Genomic DNA, 17,728 nt, shown 5'->3' with positions numbered 1-17,728 from the left:
TAAAGAATAAATAAGAGGGATGCCGGCAACACATGGCAAAAGTCATCATCATCGATTCATCTGAAGGCACCAGAATTCCTTTTCTCAGAGGCATTCTCACACGTTCGTTAAGTGAGGCAGGATTGACCTTCGAACAGGCCTATAAACTTGCATCCAATGTTAGAGATGATATCTCCAACGAGTCTGAGGTCACTACTTTATCTCTTCGCCAGCGAGTCAGCAAGCTACTGAAAAAAATGGGGTTTTCAGAGGTACTGGAGAACTATGAAAATTCAGACCGGGGACGCGTAACCATACAGGTCAGAGACCATCAGGGACAGACTAATCCGTTTTCTATCTCGGACCACCAACGCTGCCTGGAATCGACCGGCCTCTCTGCCGAAAAATCCGCATCCATCTCTCAAGAGATCTACCAGCAATTGATTGACGACGGTAGATATAAGATCGACTCAAGCGAGTTGGGCATGCTGACCTATAGTGAGCTGAAAAACAATTTTGGTACCGAAGCGGCCAGGCGTTATATGGTTTGGGTAGACTACACACATAGCGGGCGCCCTCTGATTCTTCTGTTGGGCGGTACAACTGGATGTGGGAAAAGCACCATTGCTACCGAGGTAGCTCACAGACTTGGCATCGTTCGCACGCAGTCGACGGATATGTTACGGGAGGTAATGCGGATGATGATTCCCGAACGCCTGCTCCCCATACTGCACACTTCATCTTTTAATGCCTGGCGACTCCTGCCCGGACAAAACGAGCAAACAGAAGGTAACGAAAGTCTGATGATTTCTGGATATCTCAACCAGACTGAATTGTTATCGGTCCCATGCGAAGCTGTCATTCAACGCGCTTTGCGTGAACGGGTTTCACTTATCCTTGAGGGGATTCATGTACATCCAGCGCTGGTAGGGAAAATTTCTGATAATAGCAATGCAGTCATTGTCCCCATCATGCTCGCCGTTATTAAGCCGGATCAACTGAAGCGACAACTGAGTGGTAGAGGGATATCAGCGCCTGCCCGCGGCAGTCAGAAATATCTCTCAGAATTTGATTCAATCTGGTCGCTTCAGTCATTCCTGCTCTCAGAATCTGATCTATCAGGAACACCCATCATCAATAATGATGATAAAGATAAAGCAACCAACCGGATCATGCGAACGATCATCGATGCTTTGTCAGAAAATTGCGATGCAAGCGTAAAAAGCGTTTTCGCTCAACGATCCGATAAAACGGTGTAAACGTGCGGCAATACAAAGGTTTGATGATCATACTGGACGGCGTTGGTGACCGCCCTATTCCCGCCTTCGGCAACCATACGCCGCTGGAGCAGTCTGCTACCCCCAATATGGACCAGCTACTTGCGTCCGGTCAATGCAGCCTGGTCGACCCGCTTTTACCTGGCTTGCCGGTCGGCACTCATACCGGCACAAGTCTGTTGCTCGGTCTGCCCGTCGCAGAAGCCATAAGACTCTCACGCGGACCGGTAGAGGCGGCCGGCATAGGTTTATCCAGTCAGCCAGGCGACCTGCTGCTGCGGTGTAACTTCGCCACGCTTTCCAGGCATTCCGGTGGCTTTGATATTCTGGACCGCCGCGCTGGCCGTATTCAATCAGGGACTGATGAACTTGCCGCCGCACTGGGTAACCTTGACCTGGGCAATGGAATCACCGCCATTTTACATCCGGCAACCCAGCATCGGGCTGTACTGAAACTTACCGGACAGATCTTCTCTTCCCGGATTTCCGACACTGATTCCGGCCACCGCTATGAGTCTCTCGGACTCCGCCACTGCGAAGCCCTTGATCCAACGGATAGCGTTGCTGTCATCACAGCCGGAGCGATCAACCGCTTTACTGAGCAGGCATTCGAGATCCTCGACAACCACCCGGTCAACAATCAGCGCCGTGAAGAGAACAAACCGGTGGCCAACGGCATCATCTGCAGAAGCCCGGGTACCGTTTCCGCCCTGCCATCGCTGGTCAAGCATTTGGGCCTTAATGCGGCAGTAATTGCGGGTGAAGAGACCATTCTGGGATTGGCCAACCTACTGGGGTACCAGACGTTACGTGATGACCGTTTCTCCTCGCTCCCGGATACCGACATAGACGCCAAGGTGGAGTGCACGCTGAAAGCGCTAAGAGAGTACGACTTGGTATTTCTACATATCAAGGGGCCTGACATCTGCTCTCATGACCTGGATCCCGTTGGAAAAATGAAGATGATCGAGCGTGTCGACAGATCTCTTTCCCCGCTGTTGGATGAAGAGATCGTGATTGGAATTACCGGCGATCACTCAACTGACAGTAACAGTGGCAGGCACACAGGTGACCCACTACCGGCACTGATAAGCTCGTCTCATGGGCGAGTCGATGGTGTGACCCGATTTGGAGAGAGGGAATGCGCGCAAGGCGGGCTGGGCAGGATCACGGCTACCGCCTTTCTGGCCACCCTCCTCGACCAGATGAATGTCATGCACAATCTCCGTTCAAACGAAGTCCGTTTCTATTTCTGACCCGTCTGCCATTTCGCAGCGTTTTTGCTTTCTCCACGACCACTGACTTGAAGCTATACTAGCGGGTAGCTGATTAATCAAACATACCATTGCACGCACCCGATATGTCTCAAATCAAACAGCATCTTCTTCAGGCGATTTCCGCTGACAATGACGCCGCAGCGACTATCGACGACGCCAATCTCGACCAGCCAGGGCTCTATCTGAACCGGGAGTTGACCTGGCTTTCATTCAACCGCCGGGTGCTTCACGAAGCCGACGATCCACGCACCCCGCTGTTGGAGCGGGTCAAATTTCTTGCCATCGTCAGCAGCAACCTTGATGAGTTTTTCATGAAACGTGTCGGCGGTCTGAAACAACAGATTGCAGCAGGTGTCACCAAACCCAGCGTGGACGGCAGAGCGCCTGCCGAACAACTGAATGAGTGCCTGGAAGTCATCCGGGAGATGCAGGTTGAGCGGCAGCGCATGTATATTGAAGTCAACGGCCTGCTAGCCGAAAACAATATTCTGATCACCACCTATAAGGCGCTCGACAGCTCACAACAGGCGAAGCTGCGGGAGCATTTTCGGCAGAATATTTTTCCCATGCTGACCCCGTTGGCGATGGATCCAAGCCACCCTTTCCCTTTTATCTCCAACCTCACCCTCAACCTTCTGGTAACACTGCGTTTTCCCGGCGGACATGAACTCTATATGGCACGTATCAAAGTGCCGGTGGGTAAAAAGGTATCACCGCGAATGATTCAGGTTGATGAACAACACACTTTCATAACCCTGGACGATCTGGTAGCGAACAACCTCGACATGCTGTTTCCGGGGATGGAGATCGAGTCTTGTGAATCTTTCCGTATCACCCGCAACGCCAATGTAGAGCGGGATGAAGAGGTTGCCAGCGATCTGCTGGAGATGATCGAGATAGAGCTGCGAGAACGCCATTTTGCCCCCATTGTTCGCCTCGAAGTCTCCAAGGGCATGAACCCGACCCATAGGGGAATGCTGGCCGCAGAACTGGGGCTGGACGAGGAGCAGGACGTCTTTGAGATCGACAGTATGATTGCCACCCGGGATCTCTTTGAGCTGGCATCGCTAAACATCCCCGATCTAAGGGATCCTCCACACCACGTGGTGGATCATCCACAGCTTGCCCATGACCGGCGAAACATCTTTCACATCATTCGTGACCAGGGGCCGTTACTGCTGCAACACCCCTACGAATCATTCAACACTACAGTTGAGCGGTTCCTGAGGAATGCAGCAGAAGACCCCAAGGTCCTGGCGATCAAAATGACCCTCTACCGCACCTCTGGAGAGGGAAACATTCTCAACTCCTTGATTCAGGCCGCCCGCAACGGTAAACAGGTGGCTGTACTGGTCGAGCTCATGGCCCGCTTCGATGAGGCTGCCAATATCCGCTGGGCCCGTCGGCTTGAGCAGGCAGGCATTCACGTCACCTACGGCGTCATCGGTCTGAAGACCCACAGTAAATTGATCCTGGTTGTGCGGCGTGACTACGCAAAACTGCGCCGCTACTACCACGTTGGCACCGGCAACTACCATGCCGGCACTGCGCGCCTCTATACCGATCTGGGTGTTCTTGGCTGCGACAAGGATGTAGGCCAGGACCTCACGGAACTTTTCAACTACCTTACTGGTTACTCCCCACCTCCGAGTTACCGCAAGATCCTCGCCGCCCCCTACTCCCTGAAAAAGATGTTGTTGAAAAAGATCGACCGGGAAACCAGCCTGCACTCGGCAGAGCAGCCGGGGCTGATCCAGATGAAGATGAATGCCCTGGAGGACGCCGACATCGTCAAAGCCCTCTATAAAGCAACCACAACGGGTGTAAGGGTTGACCTCATTGTACGCAACACTTGCAGACTGAGGCCCGGTATTCCGGGACTGAGCGAATCAGCCAAAGTGATCAGCATAGTGGGACGTTTTCTGGAACATTCACGAATCACCTATTTCCAAAATGGCGGCAACGAAGAGTACTTCATCGGCTCTGCAGATCTCATGCACCGTAATCTTGAGAGTCGGGTGGAGGTACTGATTCCCGTTGAGGCCTCCGCCCTGCGACAGGAGTTAAGGCTGATCCTTGATGTGCAGCTCAGTGACCAGCGTTCCGCCTGGGACATGCTGGCCGACGGCAACTATGTACAGCGCAAGCCTGCCGACAACGAAAAATCACTCAATGCTCAGGAAACCCTTATCGGAGTTGCCAAACGCCGCCTTGCGGCAGCAAAGAGACACAAAGAGAAACGGATGCGTGAAAAACTTGTGAATCATTTTCAGTATCGACTGAAAAACAGTTAACCTCATGGCTGAATCACAGGACAAAATGCGACAGAATGTTCTGGTCGCCATCGACTTCTCTCCCCACGCAATGGCCGCCTTGAAATATGCGGCGAATATGTCTAAGTGCATCGGTACCAATCTCACCATCCTGCATGTGGTACACGATTTGGCAAGCTCTCCTGGCTACTATGCACCCAAGAAGATCAAGGGAGGGAAAAAGATCCTCAAGCGCCTGGAAGAGATTGCTGAAGAGATGATGGATGAGTTCCTGGCCAAACTCATTAAAGAGAACCCGGAACTCAAAAGCACGATCAAAAAAGCTGATGTCATGTTGGTATCCGGCCTGACAGTCACCAAGATTCTTCAGGTGGTCGAAAAGCTTCAACCTCAACTGCTGGTCATGGGAAACAAAGGCCGCAGTGGGCTCAAAAACATTCTCATGGGCTCAAAGGCCGAACAGGTCATTAAACTCTGTCCTATCCCGGTCACAATCGTCAAAGAATGAAATTTACCAGACCCCTTTCCAGTTGGCTGTTTGAACCAAACAGCATCCAACAACTCGGGGTGGGACTGCTGCTCCTGATCCTCTTTATACCGGCTTTTGCCGCCAATGATCTCCTCACCGAACCGAACTGGTGGGACATGTCCATCCGTCTGCTAGGTGGGCTTGCACTCTTTCTGTTTGGCATGGAACAGATGGCCGGATCACTGAAATTGGTTGCTGGTGAACGTATGAAGGTCGTACTCGCCCGGCTGACCACAAATCGATTCATGGGTGCTCTGACAGGTGCGTTCGTTACCGCAATAATCCAATCATCCTCAGTAACAACCGTGCTGGTGGTGGGCTTTATCTCGGCCGGACTGATGTCGATGGCCCAGTCGATCGGTGTCATCATGGGCGCCAATGTCGGCACTACTATCACCGCCCAGATCGTCGCCTTCAAGGTTACCAAATACGCGCTGTTGATGGTTGCCTTTGGTTTTGGCGCGTGGTTCTTCTCCAAACAGGACAAGATCCGCCACTACGGCAATATGCTGCTGGGGTTGGGCCTCATCTTTTTCGGCATGAGCCTGATGAGCGACGCAATGTTCCCCCTGCGCAGTTATCAACCTTTTCTCGATCTTATGGCAACGATGGCAAACCCGCTGATTGGCATTCTGATTGCAGCCGTCTTCACCGCACTGATCCAGTCTTCTTCAGCCACAACGGGTATCGTCATCGTGATGGCAAGTCAGGGATTCATCACTCTGCCTGCAGGCATTGCACTGGCCTTTGGAGCCAACATCGGTACCTGTGTTACAGCCATGCTTGCATCAATCGGCAAGAAACGCGAAGCAATACGCGCAGCTCTGGTACATGTCATCTTCAACATTGCGGGCGTCCTGCTCTGGGTTGCATTCATCGACTATCTGGCCGACCTGGTTCTGCTTATCTCCCCCACTTCCAACGAACTGACAGGCACGGCAAAACTGGCTGCTGATACACCTCGCCAAATCGCAAACGCCCACACCATCTTTAATATTGCCAACACGCTTATCTTTATCGGTTTCATCGGCGCGTTTGGCCGCCTTGTGGAGAGACTCGTACCAGACAGACCTTTGGAAGAGGAGCGGATCACACGTCCCCGTTTTCTCGATGATGAACTTCTGGAAACACCAACGCTGGCGTTGGATATGGCCAGGCTGGAGATCGGCCGTGCAGGACAGCAGGTCAGGGAAATGCTGAATCAGATCATGCCGGCCCTGCTTGGCGGAGACCGCAAACTGCTCGCAGAGATAGGCGAAATGGACGACAAGGTCGACGTACTTCACGAACAAATAGTGGGTTATCTGGGTAAATTAAGCGGAGAAAGACTCAACCAACAACAGACAGAAACCGTCTTGAACCTGATGTCCACCATCAACAACCTGGAAAATCTCGCTGACCTCATCGAAACCGATTTAGTGGGCTTAGGCTACAAACGTCTCGAGGAAAATCTACAGATAAGTCCGGAAACCCAACGCATGCTGAATCATCTTCACACACAGGTATCTCGGGCTGTCGAACTTGCGCTGCAAGCCGTTAAACTACAGGACACGAATCGAGCTGACCAGGTCACCGGGATGAAGACAACTGTACAGCAGTTGTTTGATGCGGCGACCAATCATCAAGCCACTCGACTGGTGGCAGATGAACCCAATCGCCTACAAGCCTATACCCTTGAAGTCGAGATCATCGAGAAACTCAGGCGCATCTACTATTTCGCCAAGCGAATAGCAAAACTTGTCGAGGAGAGCGTCGCCGATCCATTGATCGTCGAGACTGAGTGATCTGTAGGCAGATCCAGGCTTACAGAAGCGGTGGAACGCCGTTTGCTGTGCCGAGTATGTTGCCTGATCCGCTACCGCTTCACGCCTACGAACCCAACCTGTTATCAGCCTTATTTGCCTGGCAGGTGAATTAGGAGGCTTTTTTTTCCGTTTGCAGTTTTTGTATAGCCAACTGGTGAATACGCCGCGACGAACCAGCCTGCACCACTACCTCCAAGCCGTCCAACTCGAATCGCTCCTCGACATCAGGAATGCGTTCAGTATGGTCCAGCAGCCAGCGGTTGGCCGTGTCTGTCGGCTTTCCGGGCAGCTCCATTCCGAAGTACCCTTCGATCACACGTAACTCGGTAGTACCATCAACCAGTACCCGCCCGTCGTTGATTTCCGTCAGTTCGTCAGGCTGCTCGTCGGACTCGTCGTAAATCTCACCAACCAGCTCCTCCAGCAGATCCTCCAGACTCACAACGCCGATCATGGTGCCGTGTTCATCAACCACTACGGCCTGATGACGGGACTTGCCTCGTAGCGTCAGGATCAGTTCATCCAGTTGAATATTCGCCGGCGTAAACAGGGGCTCATGGGCAATTTCCTTGATCGTCATGTCCAGTTTGCCGGCTGCCAGCGCCTCAAAAAGTTCGCGCAACATCACCAGGCCGACAATCTCATCCGGGTCATCCTCAAAAAGCGGGATACGGGAGTAAGTATTCTTCAGGATCTCCGGAAGAACATCCTTCAGGGTACGCCCTGCATATAGACGAAAGACCTGCTGCCTGGGTGTCATGACATCCTCAGCCTTCAGGTCATTAAAATTGAAGACCCGCTCGATCATCTCCCGTTCATCCTTCTCGATGACACCCTCCTCCTCTCCATGTCCCACCATGGTGATGACTTCAGACTCGGTGACGAGAGGATCCTCACTCGCCCTGGTACTGGCTTGAATCACATTGGTCAACTGGAGGAAGGTCCAGACAAGCGGGTAGATCAGCCGCATGAAACCGACCATCAGTGGGGCAACAATCAGCGAGATCGTCTCTGAGTAGCGGGTAGCGATGCTTTTTGGCGTGATCTCACCAAAAATCAGAATCAGGACCGTCAAAACACCCACAGCAATACCGGGCCCAGTATGACCGAACAGGTCGGTGGCAATCACTGTGGCCATGGCGGAAGCAGCAATATTGACTACATTGTTGCCGATCAGGATGGTGATCAGCATTCTGCTGGGGTCTGTTTTCAGAATATAGAGGGCGTGGGCACCACGTCTTCCCTCATTGTATAAGGCCTCGGCTCGCGCCATCGAGAGTGAGACCAAAGCCGTTTCCGAGCCCGAAAATACGCCTGAAAGCACCAGAAGTGCCGACAGCATTAGAAAATCGTTCACAAAATTCCTATTGATACCCGTCCCAGACGGGACCCTCGGGCAATTATCTGTTCTAAGACCGTGAAAAACAACCAAATTCAATATTTTTTTTGCATTCAACCGCAGATTAGTTTCTCACTGTCATATTACGGTAACAATTATTTCATATAGTGTCCGGGCAATAAGGAACCTCTGAACGAATGCGGGATGGCAGTCTTGTGGCCCGAATTCATTTGGAAGTTTCTCAAATATCGATACCAGAGGATTGATGATGAAAAAGAGAAACCTGTTCACCCTGGCATTTGCCGCCACCTCCCTGCTGGCGAGCCTGCCCGCTGCAGCCGATCGGACCGTGATTCAGAATAAGGGTTCTGACACCCTGGTCAACGTGGCTCAGGCCTGGGCCGAGCACTACCGCGAGGTCAAACCCGATGTGGCGCTCGCGGTCTCCGGCGGCGGTTCCGGCACCGGCATCGCTGCCATGATCAACGGCACCGTGGATATCGCCAACGCCAGCCGCAAGATGAAATCAAAGGAAGTGAAGGCAGCCGAGAAAAAGGGGCAGCATCCGGTGGAGCATGTGGTTGGCTACGACGCCCTGGCCGTCTATATCCATCATGACAATCCCGCCAAATCACTCTCCTTCGAGCAGTTGAAGCGCGTATACGGCCGTGGTGGAGATGCCATCAAATGGTCTGACCTCGGCCTGAAAGTCCCTGGTTGCAAGAGCGACAAGATCGTAGTGGTCAGCCGCCAGAACAATTCCGGCACCTACGCCTATTTCAAGAAGGCGGTTCTGGGTAAGAAGGGTAAGTTCCGTCAGGGCACCCTGGACATGCACGGTTCCAAGGACGTGGTGGATCTGGTCGAAAAGACCCCCTGTGCCATCGGCTACAGCGGTCTGGCTTACGCCACCGATCACATAAAGATGGCCTGCATCTCCAAGAAAGCTGGCGATGACTGTGTCAACCCCAGCGTCGCAACCGCCAGCGACCGCAGCTACCCGGTTGCACGCCCCCTGTTCATGTACACCAACGGCGAACCTACGGGTGAAATCGGAACCTATCTCGATTGGGTCAAGAGTGATAAAGGCCAGTGCATTCTCCTGAAGAAGGGTTATGCGCCGATCCGCAACGTAAGCTGCAACTAAGCAGGCTGATCTGAAGGAGTGGGGCCTTGTGCCCCGCTTGCCGTCATACAGCAAACAACAGAGTGTAGGATGCTGGTGAGCTTGCGAACCGCATCAGGCGAGTCGGGGAATCACGCGAACGATGCGGTTCGCAGGCTCACCACATCCTACATGCTCAATTTTTCTCCTCCAGCGCGGAGTATCGGCAAATGTCCCATCTTGAAGAACGTTTGGAAAATGACCTCAATAAAATCCGCAACCGCGTGGAGAAGCAGGCAGAACTGGTCGAGGCTGCGGTAACCAACGCAGTACACGCCCTGCAGACCGGCAATGCAAAACTGGCTTATGCCACCGTCCTGAACGATCTCCCGATCAACAGGACCATGCGCGAAATAGACCAGATCTGTCATAAGTTTATCGCAATCCATCTTCCCAGCGGAGGCCATCTGCGCCTGCTCTCCTCGGTCATCCGGGTCAATATGGAACTGGAACGCATCGGTGACTATGCAGTGACCATCGCCCGCGAGGCCGCCCAGTTGTCCAAGCCGCCCGAGGGCAACATGGCGAGGGAACTTGAACGGATGGCCAGCGAGACCCAACTGATGTTGCGACAGTCCATCCGCGCCTTCAACGATCTCAACGCGGAGATGGGCAGAAGCACCAAGCTGTTGGCCGACCAGATGGAAAACAATCTGGACAGCATCTATACCGAAATGATGGCCAACCAGGATCGCAGCAAGGTAAAGGATATTCTGGCCGTTTTCGTGGTTTTTACCCAGTTGAAAAGGGTCGCGGACCAGGCCAAAAACCTGTGCGAGGATGCGATTTTCGCCAGCACGGGGGAACAGAAGGCGCCCAAGGTCTACAAGGTGCTGTTCCTCGACGAGGACAACGGCGGCAAAAGCCAGATGGCCGAAGCCATCGCTCGCAGGAACTACCCCGACAGCGGTGAATATCTGAGCGCGGGCCGCCAACCCGCCGCCAGTCTGAATCCCAGCCTGGTCTCCTTCCTGGAAAACCGGGGGCAAAACCTGAGCGGCGTACAGCCATCCTCGCTGGCAGACCTGACAGAGCGCACGATATCGGACCAATACGTCATCGTCAGCCTGGAAGGCGATGTGTCATCCTATCTGCCCGAGATCCCCTTCCACTGCACAGCCCTTGAATGGGATATGGGTTCGGTGCCTGAGGCCGGTGACGAACAGGGTTTCGAAAATCTTTACCGTGCAATCTCGCTGCAGGTCAAGGATCTGATGGAACTTCTGCGCGGCGAAGGGGCCTCCTGACATGTCTGCAGTCAATCCGGTAGAACAAACAACAGCAGCGGAATTCGACAGCCGCAATCTCGACTGGTATTTCGATAAACTGGTCCAGGTAGTGGTCTTTATCGCAGGCATCTCCGCCATTATCTTTGTCCTTGGCATCTTCACCTTCATCACCATGGAAGGCTTCGGTTTTCTGCTGGAGGATTTCACCTTCAGCGAGTTCTTCTTCTCGGAATTCTGGGAACCCAGCGATGAGGATGCCCCGGAGTACGGCATCCTGGCACTGGCAGCGGGTACCGCCAGCGTCACCGGGCTGGCAATGATCGTGGCCATCCCGTTTTCACTCGGAGCCGCTATTTATATCGGCGAATTCGCCACCGGCAAGACCCGTGAGTACCTCAAGATCCTGGTCGAGCTGCTGGCGGCTATTCCTTCCGTAGTCTGGGGTTTCATCGGGCTCTCCATCATGAATCCTTTGATCATCGATGTGTTCGATGTCCCGGTAGGACTCAACGTGCTCAACGCAGGAATCATCCTGGGACTGATGGCAGCACCCATCATGACCTCCATAGCAGAGGATGCGCTCAAGGCAGTGCCCGACCGTTACCGCGAGGCCGCGGAGGCGCTTGGGGCCACTCGCTGGCAGGTGATCTTCAAGACCGTCCTGCCGGCAGCCAAGAATGGCCTGCTCGGCGCAGTGCTGCTCGGCGTGGGCCGGGGCTTCGGCGAAACCATGGCAGTACTCATGGCGACCGGCCACGCAGTGAATATCCCGGGTAGCCTGTTCGACTCGGTTCGCGCCCTGACAGCCACCATCGCCGCCGAACTGGGAGAAACCGCCGTTGGATCGCCACACTACAAGGTGCTGTTCACCATTGGTATCTTCCTGTTTGTCGTTACCTTCCTGATCAACCTGACCGCAGACCTGGTCGTCCGCGGCGTGCGCAAAGGGTAAATCAAGATGTTTGCAGAATCCGAACTCAACAAAAGAAACAAAAAGGTCCAGAGCCTCTACAAGACCCTGTTCATACTGATGACCATCATCCTGATCGTACCGGTGGCCATCATCCTGGCCACCCTGGTCTACAAAGGTGGGGGCGTCATTTCCATCGACTTCCTGTTCACCGACCCCACCAACGGCATGACCGAAGGCGGTCTTTTCCCAGCCCTGCTGGGCACTATCTGGATCGTCGCCGTCGCGCTGATTGCCTCCGTGCCTCTGGGGGTGGCGGCAGCCATCTATCTGAATGAATATGCGCCGGATAATGCTTTTACCCGTATCATTCAGCTGGCTATCATCAACCTGGCAGGCGTACCCTCTATCGTGCATGCCCTGTTCGGGGTGGGAGCCTTCGTGATTTTCTTCGGCTTTGGCACCAGTATCCTGGCTGCCAGCCTGACCCTGGCCGTGATGACCCTACCAATAATAATCGTATCCACCAGGGAATCCCTGCGATCAGTCCCCCATGCCTTCCGGGAGGCTTGCTGGAATATGGGCGCCACCCGCTGGCAGACCATCCGCCGGGTGGTTCTGCCCAACGCCATAAGCGGCGTCCTGACCGGTATCATCCTCGAGGTCTCACGCACTGCGGGGGAGACGGCGCCGATCATGTTTACTGGAGCCGTGTTCTTCATGCCCTTCCTGCCCCAGAGCGTCTTCGATCAGACCATGGCCATGTCCCTGCACTTGTTCGTGGTCGCCACTCAGGTCCCCGGCGTCCCTGATGAACTCCCCTACGGCGTGGCCCTGGTGCTCATCGCCATGGTGTTGATTATGAACAGTGTTTCAATCGCCTTCCGTATGCATTTGAGAGGCAAAAAGAAATGGTAAGCGCAACCCAGCAAACCCTGAGCGAATCCGCCTCCACAGTGGAAAACCCGGCCAAAGCCTCAATCAAGATGGAAGTCCGGGATCTTACCATCAGCTACGGCGACGTACCGGCCCTGAGTAACGTCTCGCTGGATGTGCGGGAACACGAGATCTTCGGCATCATCGGTCCCGCCAATGCAGGCAAGACCTCGTTTCTGAAGGTTCTGAACCGCATGAACACCTTCGACTCAAATATGGGCGTCGAGGGCGATGTCCTGTTCAACGGGCTGGATACCTGCAAACTGAAAAATGTCTATGCCCTGCGCAGCCGTATCGGCGTTGTCTTTCCGCTCCCCGTAGGACTGCCCTTGACCATCTACGAAAATGTGGCGCTCTCACCCCGTCTGCGCGGTATCAATAATAAGGCGGAGCTTGATGTGATCGTAGAACGCTGCCTGACCCGTGCCGCCCTCTGGGACGAGGTCAAGGACCGTCTGGACTCCCTCGGCAGCCTGCTCTCCGGTGGCCAGCAGCAGCGTCTGACCATCTCCCGCGCCCTCTCCCAGGAACCTGAGGTGTTGATGCTGGATGAGTTCTCCATCGCCGTGGATCCGGTCACCACCATGCGCATCGAGGATGTATTGAAAGAGTTGAAGTCAGAGATGACCATCATCCTGGTGACCAACCTGGTACAGCAGGCCCGGCGTCTGGCCGACCGCACTGCCTTTTTCCTGGAAGGCCAGTGCGTGGAGATCGGCGATACCGAGGACCTGTTCACTGGAGAGGTGAAAGACCAGAGGACCCAGGATTACATTGAAGGCAAGTTTGGGTAAATATCCAGACATGACTTTATCGGACCCCTCACTCCAGCTCAGTTTCGAGAACAAGCTATGAACACTGCCACCGCCGAAGTAATAAACGACTCATCCGCCGAATATGCCATCCATACCGATAATCTCAATCTCTGGTATGGCACCTTTCAAGCGCTGTTCGACGTCAATCTCAATATCCGCAAGGGCCTGATCACCTCCATGATCGGCCCTTCCGGTTGCGGAAAGTCCACCTTTCTGCGCAGCGTCAACCGGATCAACGAGCGCTTGGGATACGTCCGCACCGAGGGCACAATAGAGGTGATGGAGCAAAACATCTATGATCCGGGGGTCGAACTGATCCAGGTGCGCAAGCAGATCGGCATGGTCTTCCAGCGTCCGAACCCGCTGCCGATCTCGATTCGGGAAAACATCCTGTTCGGACACAAGATCCATAACAAGGGCAAGAAGTCTTCCAGTGCTGATCATGATGAAATCATCGAGGGCGCTCTGAAGCAGGTCCTGCTCTGGGACAAGGTAAAGGATCGTCTGGATATCAAGGCCACGGAGCTTTCCCTTGAGGAGCAGCAAAAACTCTGCATCGCCCGTCTGCTCCCGGTAAAGCCCAGCGTCTTGTTGATGGATGAGCCCTGTTCCGCACTCGACCCAAAAGGCACTGCTGCTGTGGAGGAGTTGATCTGGGAACTGCGCGGCGAATACACTATCCTCATGGTCACTCACAACATGGCCCAGGCACGGCGTGCGAGTGAAGAGTGCATCTTTATGTTGATGGGGAAAGTGGTCGAACATACGGCAACTGAAGATTTATTCGTCACGCCAAGTCACAAAGAAACTGCAGACTATATTGAAGGCCGCTACGGCTGATACGATAAAAAGCCATGCCCAGAATATTGATCGTAGAGGACGAAGCGGAAATTCGGGAGATGATTCGCTTCGGACTGGAAGTGGCGAATTACGAGGTGGATGAGGCCGGGCATGCCCAGGAGGCCAGGCAGTCGCTCACCCATTCGCTGCCGGATCTGATATTGATGGACTGGATGCTGCCCGGACGTTCCGGTCTTGAACTGACCCGGGAACTGAAACAGAAACCGGAAACCCGCGACATCCCCCTCATCATTCTTACTGCCCGTGCCGATGAATCGGACAAGGTGGATGGACTCGAAGCCGGGGCGGACGACTACGTCACCAAGCCTTTTTCCCCCCGTGAACTGATCGCAAGAATCAAGGCAGTACTGCGCCGTTTCAACAAAGGTGGTGATGAAAAACCGTTGGAGAGCAATGGATTGCGTATCGACCCGGCCAAACACCAGGTTACCGTGCAAAACAAACCTCTGGAACTCTCTCCCGCAGAGTATAAACTGCTGCTATTTTTCATGTCCCATCAGGATCGGGCCTACAGCCGCTCAAGGATTCTTGATCATGTCTGGGACGACCAAACCTACGTGGAGGAGCGAACCGTGGACGTCCATATCCGCCGCCTCAGAAAGGCGCTTTCCCCTTCAGGCCATGACACCATGCTGCAGACCGTGCGGAGTGTGGGTTATCGATTCTCCTCGATGCCCGATTGACCCTAGTGTTCTATCAACGAGATAATCGCGTAATTATCACATTGATAGAACACAACCTCCTCCCGGTAAGCACTTGATTCAGCCAATCCTCTACGAAATCCGCCTGCTGGGGTTATTACTGTTTTTCAGCGGCATCATCGGCTACATTTTCAACGCCCTGACACCTGCTCTAGTCGTTGGCGCCGCTCTCTATCTGCTGAGAAACCTCTATCAACTGCTGTTTCTGTTCCACTACGTCGTCACCCGAAAACGTACACCTTCTCTCACACCGATAGGTTTTTGGGAGCCGATCTACGACGAATTGGAGCGGTTGCATACCCGCAGCCGGAAACGCAAACGCACGCTCCATCGCTTCACATCACGCTTTCGAGAGGTCTCATCCGTCATACCGGATGCACTGGTTCTGCTCAATGCTGCTGAAGAGGTTGAATGGGCCAATCCCGCCGCACGCCATCTCCTGGGTATCAGCTGGCCAAGAGATGTAGGGGCGGCACTGACAGAACTCGTCCACTACCCCGACCTGGACGAATACCTCGCAAACGCGGATTACAGTCAGCCGCTGGAGTTTCCCTCTCCCACCAACAAGACGGTGGTGCTCTCGATGCGCTTCACACCTTTCGGAGGAAAAAAACGCCAGCGACTGATCGTGGCCCGGGATATCACCAAGGTGTTCCATCTCAATTTGATACGGCGGGATTTCGTTTCCAATGTCTCCCATGAATTGCGCACACCCTTGACGGTAATCACCGGCTTTCTTGAAAACCTCAGTGACCATGAACTACTGCCGTTTCAGGAACGCCCTTTCGAGCTGATGAACCTACAGGCAGCGCGGATGAACATCATCATCAGCGACCTGCTGACACTCTCCAGGCTAGAGATGGAAAACAGAATTACCCAGCAGGCTCCTGTTCCTGTTCCGGAGCTGTTAACCACGATTATTGAACAGGCCAAAGCGCTTGCGAATCAGAAGGGAGGTTATCAACTGGAGTTCGAAGTGGATGAGAATCTCTGGCTCGTGGGCACCGAAAACGAACTGCAGAGCGCCTTATCAAACCTCGTATTCAATGCCATCGTGCATACACCACCAAAAACAAAAATCACCATCAGCTGGAAACGGGATGCCGATAATAATGCCTGCTTTACCGTTACAGACACAGGCTCCGGTATTCCACAACGGCACATTCCACGCCTGACTGAACGTTTCTACCGGGTGGACAAAGCACGTTCCCGTCAATCAGGGGGAACCGGTCTCGGGTTGGCCATCGTGAAACATAGTATTAATCGACACGAAGGCAACCTCAGCATCATCAGTAAAGAGGGTTTCGGCAGCTGTTTCAGCTGCTGTTTTCCTGATGACATGACCCTGGATGCAAGTCAGCTCAATCCGGCAAAACAAAAGAAATAACACCCGTTACCTGACAGCTTCAGGAAAACATCGGTAGAAATTTTCCGTCGTCTGATCTGCCAGGGCGTCCACCGAAATACCCCGTAGTTCCGCCATGCATTCCGCGACCCTGGCAACATAGAGCGGCTGGTTCGACTTGCCCCGGTGAGGTACAGGTGCAAGGTAGGGAGAATCGGTCTCGACCAACAGGCGATCCAGTGGCACCTTCGAGGCGACATCCCGAAGATCCGTTGCATTCCTGAAGGTGATAATGCCGGAGAAGGAGATGTAAAAACCCATCTCCAGGGCCTGTTCGGCCATCTCCAGGTCTTCTGTAAAACAGTGCATCACGCCGCCCGCCTGATCGGCACCCTCCTCCTGCATGATCCGAATGGTATCCGCCTTTGCCGCACGGGTATGGATAATGAGCGGCTTGCCACACGCCTTGGAAGCCTGGATGTGGTTACGAAAACGGGTCTGCTGCCACGTCAGATCCCCTTCGCTTCGAAAGTAGTCCAGCCCTGTCTCTCCGATGGCCACTACCCGGGAAGTTTGTGCCAGTCTCACCAACTCATCCACCGTCGGCTCATGCCGGTCCTTGTCATTCGGATGCACTCCGACCGAGAGGGATATTTCAGGATAGGGCTCAACCAGCGAGACCATATCCGGCCAGGATTCCAGATCGATGGAGACGCAGAGCATATGCTCAACCCCACTATCCAGGGTTGTCTGCACCAGTCGTTTGAAATCGTTGTCGTAGGCCTCCAGATCGACGCGATCCAGATGACAGTGGGAATCCACAAGCATGCGTTATTGTCCTTAAAAATAAATGTGGGAGCGGCGCCTCGCCGCGGTTACTCTGTAGGCGGGGAAATCGCGGCGGGGGCGCCACTCCTACGAAAAGAGATCAAAGCGTATGTGTGGGGCGATCAGACTTGAGCGCACCGGCAAGGTAGGTCTCTATCTTGTTGCGGGCGGCACCCCCATCCTGATCGCTGAACTGGACGCCGATACCGGCAGCCCGGTTTCCCTCGGCACCAACCGGGGTCACCCAGATGATCTTTCCGGCCACGGGTATGCGCTCCGCCTCTTCCATAAGAGTCAGCAACATAAAAACCTCATCACCCAACCTGTACTTCTTTGTAGTGGGAATGAATAAACCACCATTCTTCACAAACTGCATGTAAGCGGCATAGAGGGCGTTTTTATCCTTGATCGTCAGAGAGAGGATGCCTTGTCTGGGTCCACCAGCCATAACTTAACCTG

At 53.9% G+C, this 17,728-nt stretch carries 16 protein-coding genes; 13 read left to right on the top strand and 3 right to left on the bottom strand.

The features are described from left to right. Nucleotides 1-32 precede the first annotated feature (32 nt). The 5 genes from HPY30_17155 (at nucleotide 33) to HPY30_17135 (ending at nucleotide 7,119) form a co-directional block, all read left to right on the top strand. Nucleotides 33-1,238 (top strand): hypothetical protein, encoded by a 1,206-nt coding sequence (locus HPY30_17155; protein QYZ67560.1) that lies wholly within the window; start codon nucleotides 33-35, stop codon nucleotides 1,236-1,238. A gap of 2 nt (nucleotides 1,239-1,240) precedes the next feature. Beyond that, complete coding sequence (apgM, locus tag HPY30_17150) at nucleotides 1,241-2,512, top strand: 2,3-bisphosphoglycerate-independent phosphoglycerate mutase (GenBank protein QYZ67559.1); 1,272 nt, start codon at nucleotides 1,241-1,243, stop codon at nucleotides 2,510-2,512. Nucleotides 2,513-2,616: 104 nt separating this feature from the next. Then, nucleotides 2,617-4,827 carry a polyphosphate kinase 1 gene (gene ppk1 / locus HPY30_17145; GenBank protein QYZ67558.1) on the top strand — a complete coding sequence of 737 codons (2,211 nt, stop codon included), beginning with the start codon at nucleotides 2,617-2,619 and terminating at the stop codon, nucleotides 4,825-4,827. Between the two features lie 4 nt (nucleotides 4,828-4,831). Continuing rightward, entirely contained in the window at nucleotides 4,832-5,314 is a 483-nt protein-coding gene (locus HPY30_17140) for a universal stress protein (protein QYZ67557.1), read from the top strand. Beyond that, the gene (locus HPY30_17135; protein ID QYZ67556.1) at nucleotides 5,311-7,119 is read left to right on the top strand and encodes a Na/Pi cotransporter family protein; all 1,809 of its coding nucleotides are present in this window, start codon (nucleotides 5,311-5,313) and stop codon (nucleotides 7,117-7,119) included. The genes HPY30_17140 and HPY30_17135 overlap by 4 nt, the downstream gene beginning before the upstream one ends. Nucleotides 7,120-7,249: 130 nt before the next feature. On the opposite strand, the gene HPY30_17130 is transcribed toward HPY30_17135, so the two are convergent. Continuing rightward, on the bottom strand, nucleotides 7,250-8,497 hold the full coding sequence (locus HPY30_17130; protein QYZ67555.1) for an HlyC/CorC family transporter: 1,248 nt from the start codon (nucleotides 8,495-8,497) through the stop codon (nucleotides 7,250-7,252). A gap of 247 nt (nucleotides 8,498-8,744) precedes the next feature. On the opposite strand from HPY30_17130, the gene HPY30_17125 reads away from it, so the two are divergent. From HPY30_17125 to phoR, 8 genes are all read left to right on the top strand, one after another. Next, the gene (locus HPY30_17125) at nucleotides 8,745-9,626 is read left to right on the top strand and encodes a phosphate ABC transporter substrate-binding protein (protein ID QYZ67554.1); all 882 of its coding nucleotides are present in this window, start codon (nucleotides 8,745-8,747) and stop codon (nucleotides 9,624-9,626) included. Nucleotides 9,627-9,814: 188 nt separating this feature from the next. Beyond that, a complete protein-coding gene (locus HPY30_17120; protein QYZ67553.1) occupies nucleotides 9,815-10,891 on the top strand; it encodes a hypothetical protein in 1,077 nt (358 codons plus the stop codon). Nucleotide 10,892: 1 nt separating this feature from the next. Further along, nucleotides 10,893-11,825, top strand: a complete 933-nt coding sequence (pstC, locus tag HPY30_17115) for a phosphate ABC transporter permease subunit PstC (GenBank protein QYZ67552.1) — start codon at nucleotides 10,893-10,895, stop codon at nucleotides 11,823-11,825. A 6-nt stretch (nucleotides 11,826-11,831) separates the two neighbouring features. Further along, nucleotides 11,832-12,701, top strand: coding sequence for a phosphate ABC transporter permease PstA (gene pstA, locus HPY30_17110; protein ID QYZ67551.1), 870 nt, complete (start codon nucleotides 11,832-11,834; stop codon nucleotides 12,699-12,701). Continuing rightward, nucleotides 12,695-13,513: a phosphate ABC transporter ATP-binding protein gene (locus HPY30_17105; protein ID QYZ67550.1), complete on the top strand. Its 819-nt coding sequence runs from the start codon at nucleotides 12,695-12,697 to the stop codon at nucleotides 13,511-13,513. The genes pstA and HPY30_17105 overlap by 7 nt, the downstream gene beginning before the upstream one ends. A gap of 57 nt (nucleotides 13,514-13,570) precedes the next feature. Then, complete coding sequence (locus tag HPY30_17100) at nucleotides 13,571-14,374, top strand: phosphate ABC transporter ATP-binding protein (protein QYZ67549.1); 804 nt, start codon at nucleotides 13,571-13,573, stop codon at nucleotides 14,372-14,374. Between the two features lie 14 nt (nucleotides 14,375-14,388). Then, entirely contained in the window at nucleotides 14,389-15,078 is a 690-nt protein-coding gene (gene phoB, locus HPY30_17095; GenBank protein QYZ67548.1) for a phosphate regulon transcriptional regulator PhoB, read from the top strand. Nucleotides 15,079-15,151: 73 nt separating this feature from the next. Continuing rightward, a complete protein-coding gene (gene phoR, locus HPY30_17090; protein QYZ67547.1) occupies nucleotides 15,152-16,483 on the top strand; it encodes a phosphate regulon sensor histidine kinase PhoR in 1,332 nt (443 codons plus the stop codon). A 6-nt stretch (nucleotides 16,484-16,489) separates the two neighbouring features. Here the strand turns inward: phoR and HPY30_17085 are convergent, their stop codons facing one another. Continuing rightward, nucleotides 16,490-17,269 (bottom strand): TatD family hydrolase, encoded by a 780-nt coding sequence (locus HPY30_17085; GenBank protein QYZ67546.1) that lies wholly within the window; start codon nucleotides 17,267-17,269, stop codon nucleotides 16,490-16,492. A gap of 100 nt (nucleotides 17,270-17,369) precedes the next feature. Then, on the bottom strand, nucleotides 17,370-17,717 hold the full coding sequence (locus HPY30_17080; protein QYZ67545.1) for a pilus assembly protein PilZ: 348 nt from the start codon (nucleotides 17,715-17,717) through the stop codon (nucleotides 17,370-17,372). Between the last annotated feature and the right edge of the window lie 11 nt (nucleotides 17,718-17,728).

This window comes from Gammaproteobacteria bacterium (ex Lamellibrachia satsuma) (assembly GCA_019623805.1).
GTDB lineage: Bacteria > Pseudomonadota > Gammaproteobacteria > Chromatiales > Chromatiaceae > QGON01.
Note: the sequence above shows the minus strand (reverse complement) of the source record. Positions and strands in the feature narration are given on the sequence as shown.

Coding starts and splice junctions, on each gene's coding strand:
- ppk1 (QYZ67558.1), top strand. CDS start 2,617: ATGTCTCAAATCAAACAGCATCTTCTTCAGGCGATTTCCGCTGACAAT.
- HPY30_17135 (QYZ67556.1), top strand. CDS start 5,311: ATGAAATTTACCAGACCCCTTTCCAGTTGGCTGTTTGAACCAAACAGC.
- HPY30_17105 (QYZ67550.1), top strand. CDS start 12,695: ATGGTAAGCGCAACCCAGCAAACCCTGAGCGAATCCGCCTCCACAGTG.
- HPY30_17155 (QYZ67560.1), top strand. CDS start 33: ATGGCAAAAGTCATCATCATCGATTCATCTGAAGGCACCAGAATTCCT.
- pstA (QYZ67551.1), top strand. CDS start 11,832: ATGTTTGCAGAATCCGAACTCAACAAAAGAAACAAAAAGGTCCAGAGC.
- pstC (QYZ67552.1), top strand. CDS start 10,893: ATGTCTGCAGTCAATCCGGTAGAACAAACAACAGCAGCGGAATTCGAC.
- phoB (QYZ67548.1), top strand. CDS start 14,389: ATGCCCAGAATATTGATCGTAGAGGACGAAGCGGAAATTCGGGAGATG.
- HPY30_17120 (QYZ67553.1), top strand. CDS start 9,815: ATGTCCCATCTTGAAGAACGTTTGGAAAATGACCTCAATAAAATCCGC.
- HPY30_17085 (QYZ67546.1), bottom strand. CDS start 17,269: ATGCTTGTGGATTCCCACTGTCATCTGGATCGCGTCGATCTGGAGGCC.
- HPY30_17100 (QYZ67549.1), top strand. CDS start 13,571: ATGAACACTGCCACCGCCGAAGTAATAAACGACTCATCCGCCGAATAT.
- HPY30_17140 (QYZ67557.1), top strand. CDS start 4,832: ATGGCTGAATCACAGGACAAAATGCGACAGAATGTTCTGGTCGCCATC.
- HPY30_17080 (QYZ67545.1), bottom strand. CDS start 17,717: ATGGCTGGTGGACCCAGACAAGGCATCCTCTCTCTGACGATCAAGGAT.
- HPY30_17125 (QYZ67554.1), top strand. CDS start 8,745: ATGATGAAAAAGAGAAACCTGTTCACCCTGGCATTTGCCGCCACCTCC.